Source organism: Acinetobacter sp. YH12039 (assembly GCF_013420015.1).
GTDB classification, from domain to species: domain Bacteria; phylum Pseudomonadota; class Gammaproteobacteria; order Pseudomonadales; family Moraxellaceae; genus Acinetobacter; species Acinetobacter amyesii.
On sequence record NZ_VOZA01000040.1, the window covers coordinates 21,189 to 28,208 of the forward strand.

The 7,020-nt window shown below is 39.9% G+C and carries 6 protein-coding genes; 4 read left to right on the forward strand and 2 right to left on the reverse strand.

Annotated features, from left to right (window positions below; all coding sequences use genetic code 11):
- Window positions 1-49 precede the first annotated feature (49 nt).
- From hisC to FTT98_RS13880, 3 genes are all read left to right on the forward strand, one after another.
- Window positions 50-1,141 (forward strand): histidinol-phosphate transaminase, encoded by a 1,092-nt coding sequence (gene hisC, locus FTT98_RS13870; protein WP_078189092.1) that lies wholly within the window; start codon window positions 50-52, stop codon window positions 1,139-1,141.
- Between the two features lie 3 nt (window positions 1,142-1,144).
- Window positions 1,145-3,394, forward strand: coding sequence for a bifunctional prephenate dehydrogenase/3-phosphoshikimate 1-carboxyvinyltransferase (locus FTT98_RS13875; protein WP_180041485.1), 2,250 nt, complete (start codon window positions 1,145-1,147; stop codon window positions 3,392-3,394).
- Window positions 3,395-3,506: 112 nt separating this feature from the next.
- On the forward strand, window positions 3,507-3,878 hold the full coding sequence (locus tag FTT98_RS13880; RefSeq protein WP_180020847.1) for a hypothetical protein: 372 nt from the start codon (window positions 3,507-3,509) through the stop codon (window positions 3,876-3,878).
- An 84-nt stretch (window positions 3,879-3,962) separates the two neighbouring features.
- On the opposite strand, the gene FTT98_RS13885 is transcribed toward FTT98_RS13880, so the two are convergent.
- Together FTT98_RS13885 and FTT98_RS13890 are read right to left on the reverse strand one after the other, a co-directional pair.
- On the reverse strand, window positions 3,963-4,487 hold the full coding sequence (locus tag FTT98_RS13885) for a hypothetical protein (protein WP_168379340.1): 525 nt from the start codon (window positions 4,485-4,487) through the stop codon (window positions 3,963-3,965).
- A gap of 285 nt (window positions 4,488-4,772) precedes the next feature.
- The gene (locus FTT98_RS13890; RefSeq protein ID WP_078189088.1) at window positions 4,773-5,399 is read right to left on the reverse strand and encodes an alpha/beta hydrolase; all 627 of its coding nucleotides are present in this window, start codon (window positions 5,397-5,399) and stop codon (window positions 4,773-4,775) included.
- 124 nt (window positions 5,400-5,523) lie between these two features.
- On the opposite strand from FTT98_RS13890, the gene yaaA reads away from it, so the two are divergent.
- Window positions 5,524-6,306, forward strand: coding sequence for a peroxide stress protein YaaA (yaaA, locus tag FTT98_RS13895; protein WP_168379341.1), 783 nt, complete (start codon window positions 5,524-5,526; stop codon window positions 6,304-6,306).
- Window positions 6,307-7,020 lie beyond the last annotated feature (714 nt).

Sequence of the window (7,020 nt, forward strand, 5' to 3'; positions counted from 1 at the left end):
CCATCAGGAGTTGATCACCTTCATCATTTGAAAAAACTGGAAGTGTAAAATGACGTTTGTCCCAGCCAATGAAGGCATTGCAAAGCTAAAGCCTTACCAACCAGGTAAACCAATTAGTGAACTTGAGCGTGAGTTGGGTATTACAGATATCGTAAAACTCGCATCAAATGAAAACCCATTGGGTTGTTCTGACAAAGTGAAAGAAGCGGTTGCTGCTGAACTTGCAGAAATTGGTCGATATCCGGATGGTGGCGGTTTTATTTTGAAAGACCAAGTTGAAAAACAATTTGGTATTGCACATGACCGCATTACGTTGGGTAATGGTTCAAACGATCTTCTAGAAATTTTCGCTCGTGCTTTTGTTTCAGAGCAAGACTCTGTGGTGTATAGCCAACACGCATTTGCTGTGTATGGTCTGGTGACACAAGCCATTAATGCTGAAGCGATTGAAGTGCCTGCAAAAGGTTTTTCACATGACCTAGATGCAATGGCTGCGGCAATTAAAGACAATACTAAATTGATTTTTATTGCGAACCCAAATAATCCAACAGGTACATGGTTTGAAGAAGCTGAATTTGAAGCGTTCATGCAAAAAGTACCTGCAAATGTGATCGTGGTTTTAGATGAAGCTTATGTGGAATATTTCCCAGAAAACTTCAACAGCTTGAAATTCTTAGATCAATACGCAAACTTAATCGTTAGCCGTACCATGTCAAAATGCTATGGCTTGGCTGCGCTACGTGTTGGTTTTGCTTTGGCTTCAGTTGAAGTGACGGATTTCCTTAATCGTATTCGTCAACCATTTAACGTCAACCATCTTGCGATGGTGGCTGCAGTTGCTGCACTTAAAGATGAAGCGTTTATTGAAAAATCACGCGTAGTGAACAAAGCGGGTATGGCTCAACTTGAGTCAGGCTTTGATGCTTTAGGTTTAGCGTATGTGCCTTCACGTGCCAACTTCATTTTAGTTAATGTAAAAGCAGATCCTGCACAGACTTTCAATGCTTTATTAAAAGAAGGTGTGATTGTTCGTCCAGTTGGTATCCCCGAGCATTTACGTGTATCAATTGGGACTGAAGCTGAAAATGCTAAATTCTTAGCGGCATTGGCTAAAGTTTTGGGCTTAGAGGCTAAAGCTTAAGTCATGTCTGTACCACTATTTGAAAAAGTTGCTTTTATTGGGCTTGGGCTAATTGGCTCAAGCCTAGCTCGTGTCATGATTGCTGAAGGATTGGCTAAGGAAATTGTGGCGTCTACGCGTTCACAAAAAACTTTAGAAGATGCAAAAGCTTTAGGACTTATTCAGCAGGGTTATAGCGATCCTGCTGAAGCGGTCAAAGGTGCAGATCTCGTTGTCTTGGCTTTACCTGTTCGTGCGACACAAAAAGTCCTTGAGGTGATCAAACCTTATCTATCCGAACAGACGATTATTACCGATGTTGGGAGTACCAAAGGCAATGTCGTTGATGCAGCGAAAGCAGTCTATGGTGAGCAATTACCTGCTGGTTTTGTACCGGGGCATCCGATTGCTGGGGCTGAACTAACAGGTGTGCATGCAGGTAAGGTAGATTTATTTGCTAATCACAAAGTGATTTTGACACCATTACCAAGCAGTGCAGATTGGGCTGTAGAGAAACTGATTCAATTGTGGCAAGCTGCCAAAGCGGAAGTAATTTGCATGGATGTGGAAAAACACGATGAAGTGTTGGCCCATACCAGTCATCTTCCGCATTTGATGGCATTTAACTTGGTTGAGCAACTTGCGAACCGAGAAGACAATTTAGATATTTTCCGTTATGCCGCTGGCGGTTTTCGTGATTTCTCACGCATTGCTGCAAGCGACCCACATATGTGGCATGACATCTTTTTTGCCAATAAAAAGGCAATTTTAAATGCGGTAGATGGCTTTGAAAAACAATTGGCTATTCTTCGCAAACTGATTGAAGATGAAAATTCACAAGCGTTGATGGGACTGTTGGGGCATGCACAAGCGGCACGTCAACATTTCAATCACATGCTCGCAAAGAAACCACTGATGGAGAAAAATAAAGTGACGACACAGCAATTCAAAATTTTACCGGGTCCAAAGCAATTCCAAGGTAAATTTACTGTGCCAGGTGATAAATCTGTGTCACATCGCTCTATCATGTTTGGTGCTATTGCAGAAGGCACAACGCATGTCACTGGTTTCCTTGAAGGTGAAGATGCCTTGGCAACCCTTCAAGCATTCCGCGATATGGGTGTAAGTATTGAAGGCCCTAAAAACGGCGAAGTCACTATTCATGGTGTAGGCATGCATGGTTTAAAAGCACCTGCAGGCGCTTTGTATATGGGCAATTCAGGTACTTCAATGCGTTTGCTTTCAGGCATGTTGTCGGCACAAAAGTTTGATTCGGTGATGACGGGTGATGCGTCATTATCAAAACGTCCAATGGAACGTATTGCCAAACCATTACGTGAAATGGGTGCGCAAATTCAAACTACAGGTGAGCGTGGTACGCCGCCAGTATCTATTTCTGGAAGTCAAAACCTGAAAGGTATTCATTACGACTTACCAATGGCATCTGCACAAGTAAAATCCGGTATTTTGTTGGCTGGTCTTTGGGCGGAAGGTGAAACTGTTGTCACTGAGCCGGAACCAACACGTGACCATTCAGAGCGTATGCTTCGTGCATTTGGTTATGACGTGAAAACAGAAGGCAACCGCATTTCACTTCAAGGTGGCGGCAAGTTAGTCGGTACAGACATTCAAGTACCCTCTGACATTTCATCTGCAGCATTCTTTATGGTGGGTGCAGCGATTACTGAAGGTTCAGATGTCACACTCGAAGCGGTTGGCATTAATCCAACACGTACAGGTGTGATCGAAATTTTAAAACAGATGGGTGCTGACCTGACTGTTGAAAATGAGCGTATCGCTGGTGGTGAGCCGATTGCAGATATTCGTATTCGTGGTTCACGCACGCTTAAAGGCATTCATATGCCAGAAGATCAAGTGCCATTGGCGATTGATGAATTTCCAGCACTGTTTATTGCAGCGGCATGTGCAGAAGGTCAAACCATTTTGACCGGTGCAGCTGAACTTCGAGTGAAAGAGTCGGATCGTATTCAAGTGATGGCAGATGGCCTAAAAATTATGGGTATTGACTGCACGCCTACTGATGACGGCATCATTATTGAAGGTCAAGGTAAAACGGGTGAGTGGGGTGCAATCTTCACAGGTGGTCAAATTGAGTCACATCATGACCACCGTATTGCAATGAGCTTCTCAATGGCAGGTTTACGTACTTCGGGTGAAATTAATATCGTGGGTACAGAAACCGTTGCGACCAGCTTCCCGACATTTACAGAGCTAGCGACTCAAGCCGGTTTAACGATTGTGGTAAGTGAATAAATAATTCACTAAATTTGTATATTTATTCAACAACAGCCAAGCAAATGCTTGGCTGTTTGGTTTTAATTGCTTATGCTAAAACCATACAACAAGAATGTCTTTGGATAGATACATGAGAAAACTACAATTCACCGCCCATAGCGATTCAAATCGAGTTGAAAGCAGTGCTGATACGCAAACTCAAGTGGCTGAGTTTTTAGCAAGTAAGCTTGAGAAATATGGCTTTCAAACGTTATCGCAAAGTGGTGATCAGATTGCAGTCAGTGTCGATCAGCATGAATTGCCACTTTCAGTGACATGTCAGGGGCAGGATGAATCCGGTCGTCTAGTCTGTGAAATTACCTCTTATCCAGATGAAGACCAAGATTGGTTAGATCGTATTACTGAGCAAAGTCTATTGAACCAATTGGCTCAAGCGGTCGAAAACAGTTTAAAAGAAGAAGAGTCATATAGTGAGTTTCAATGGAAACAAATGACGAAATGATCTGAAAATTTGAATTAAAAATCATCCATAAAAAAGCAGCATAGCGCTGCTTTTTTGTTTTTTAACAGAATGTATTGAACAAGGTTATAGACATTCAATATTGATTGGATTAATGGTTCGATTGCTCTTTTTCACATAGTCACACATTTTTTCTGACTCTTGTTCATTGAGTCCCCAAAACACGATCACACCACGTTGATCAGTCAATTTGCTATCGCTTAAATAAATATAATGAGTGTCATGATAGTTTTTATCGAGCATATCTTTATATTTTTGATCGGTAAAAGATGAACAAGATGAAATTTCAGCTTCTTTACACACCGAGTCACTCGAACAGCGTTGCTTAAAGGTTGAGATCATATTCATGGTGTCAGTGCTGTTGAGTTGGGCTTCGCACACTTGGCTGTTGGGAAAGTCATAGACCATCTTTAAGCTAAAATCACGACCATCGACATTCATCTTGTATGACGCAGTCAAATAGGCTTTGGGACCATCGTTCGCAGCAACCGTAGATGCTGGCAAATTTGTCGTTGTGGATGGGGTTGAATTAAAATAATAGACCAAAGCTGCAATGCCTAGACTTAAAATCACAGCAACAATAAATTTCATTTTTCCCTCTAAATTTTATCTTAATTTTTCTGGGTATTATTTCTGTAGTTGATTATTTAAACAAGTAAATTATTGGTTTTTTAGATAAAAAATTGAGGCGTAATCAAAATTAAACGAGCATCGGCTTAAGTCATTACATGTTGAACGAATTATGCATCGCTAATGCAAAAAAAAATGGATAAATCGAAAAGCGAGTAGTTCAGTTTATCTGAAATATTGGGGGAATAGAGCGTTCGCTAGGCAAAAAAAATGAGCCAGTTAAGCTGACTCATTTTTTTGTATTTTTTATACTAAAAAGCGTGAAATCGCGATACGAAGCTGTTTTAGATAACCTGTAAAGAAGTGGTTTGCACCTGGTAAAACCGTGATTAAATGGCGCTGTGGTTTGGCCCACTGAATCAAGTCAGATAACAGTGTGACATTATCTTCTTCACCATGAATAAATAAAATATCACCCTTAATATGCGGAGTCACATAGTGACGCACACCTGCAACTGTTGTGGTTGGTAGGCCACATAAAATAGTTTGTACAGGCTGCAATTCTACTGGCAATAGGGCATAGCATTTAGTCATGACATTTGCACCAAAACTAAAACCGCCTGCATAAAATGGCAGGTTCGGATGTTGGTTACGAGCAAATTCAATGACTTGCATAGTGTCTTTGGTTTCACCATTGCCTTCGTCATGTATTCCTGCACTTTGGCCAGAACCACGGAAACTTGGGCGATAGACAACATAGCCACGCTCTAAGAACATTTGTGCTAAAAGCACAGGGACTTTGTGCTGTGGTGTGCCACCTTGCAATGGGTGAGGGTGTGTAACTACCGCGAATCCTTTCACTTCACCCTGTGGATAATCAACAAAAATTTCAAGTTGACCCATCGGCCCTTGAATGAACATTTGTTCTGACATAATTACTAAAATGTGAAAGCGGGAGAGACTATAGTTTACAGATTAATATTATCTAAAACACAGATTGGCTTTGAAATTACTCTACTGTTATAGTTTGTTTAATTAAAAATTAATCAGGATGTTTATGCTCGCTTTAATTTCTCCAGCAAAAACTTTAGATTACGAAACCGCTTTACCGACTGAAAAATTTACTCAACCACGACTATTAGATCATTCTGAAGAATTGATCTCAGTCGCACGTAAATTGTCGGCGAGTGAAATTTCAAGCTTGATGAGTGTCAGTGAGAAAATTGCGACATTAAATGTTGAACGCTTCCGAGATTGGCAGCCTGATTTTGATTTTGCGAATGCACGCCAAGCAATCTTTGCCTTTAAAGGTGATGTTTATACGGGTTTAGATGCATACAAACTTGCAAATACCGACCTTCAATATGCACAAACCCATTTGCGTATGCTCTCGGGTCTCTATGGTTTATTGCGTCCGCTTGATCTAATGATGCCATATCGTTTAGAAATGGGAACCAAGTTACAAAACCCACGTGGACATAACCTGTACGAGTTTTGGGACAATATCATCACCAATCTGATTAATGATGATTTGGCAAAAGCGGGTTCTGAAATTTTGGTCAACATCGCTTCAGATGAATACTATAAGTCGGTAAAAGAAGCAAAAATCAAAGCCGAAATCATCAAGCCTGTTTTTCTGGACCAAAAGAACGGCAAATATAAAGTCATCAGTTTCTATGCCAAAAAGGCACGTGGCTTAATGGCGCGTTATTTGTTGGAAAATAAAATTGAACGTATTGAAGACATTAAGTCCTTCAATACCGATGGTTATTATTTCGATGCAGAGAGTAGCTTAAAGGGCGAATTGGTCTTTAAGCGAGACGAACAACAAGCCGCTTAATTTCGAAATTGAAAAACTTAGACCGAAAAGAATATGAATAGCCGCTGCTTAGAACTCAGCGGCTTTTTTTATCTTCTTCATTCGAGATGTAATGGTGGGTCTGTGAAATTGATCGTGCTTTAAATTTCGCAGGTGAAATGATCTATGATTTGAGGTTTTTTGCGGAAAAGGCTTCGAAAAAACATTCAGTTATTATCTTGTCTATCAGTCTAAAATATATTACAAAGTTAACATTGATCGAACAAATAGCTTATTAAATGACTTAATAAGATATAAAATTGTGAAACACGTCACTTTTTTGTTTAAGTTTTTTGTTATTATAGCCAAATATTTAAACATGAATAAAATTTTGTTATGAAAAAAATACTGATACCAATTTTTATACTCAGCATTGTGTTCTTAGGGTTTAGTGTTTATAAAAATGCAGAGTTAAAGCGACAGCAAGAAATTAATCAGGTGTTCAATGATGATTTGAACGCATCACCTTATATGCGCTAAAAAAAGTCAATCTTGCAGCTTCTGCATTGAGCTCAAGCATGGTCTTGAAGTGTTCGTCTAAATCTTGATATTTTATTTTTATATATAATAATAGGACTTACGCATTGACGGATTCAAAAAAGTATTAAAATACTTTATAAAGTATCTGTGATCAGACGAATTAAAAATGCTTCTACAGCAACTTGTACTCTACCCATTTATATGGGCTTTCTCATG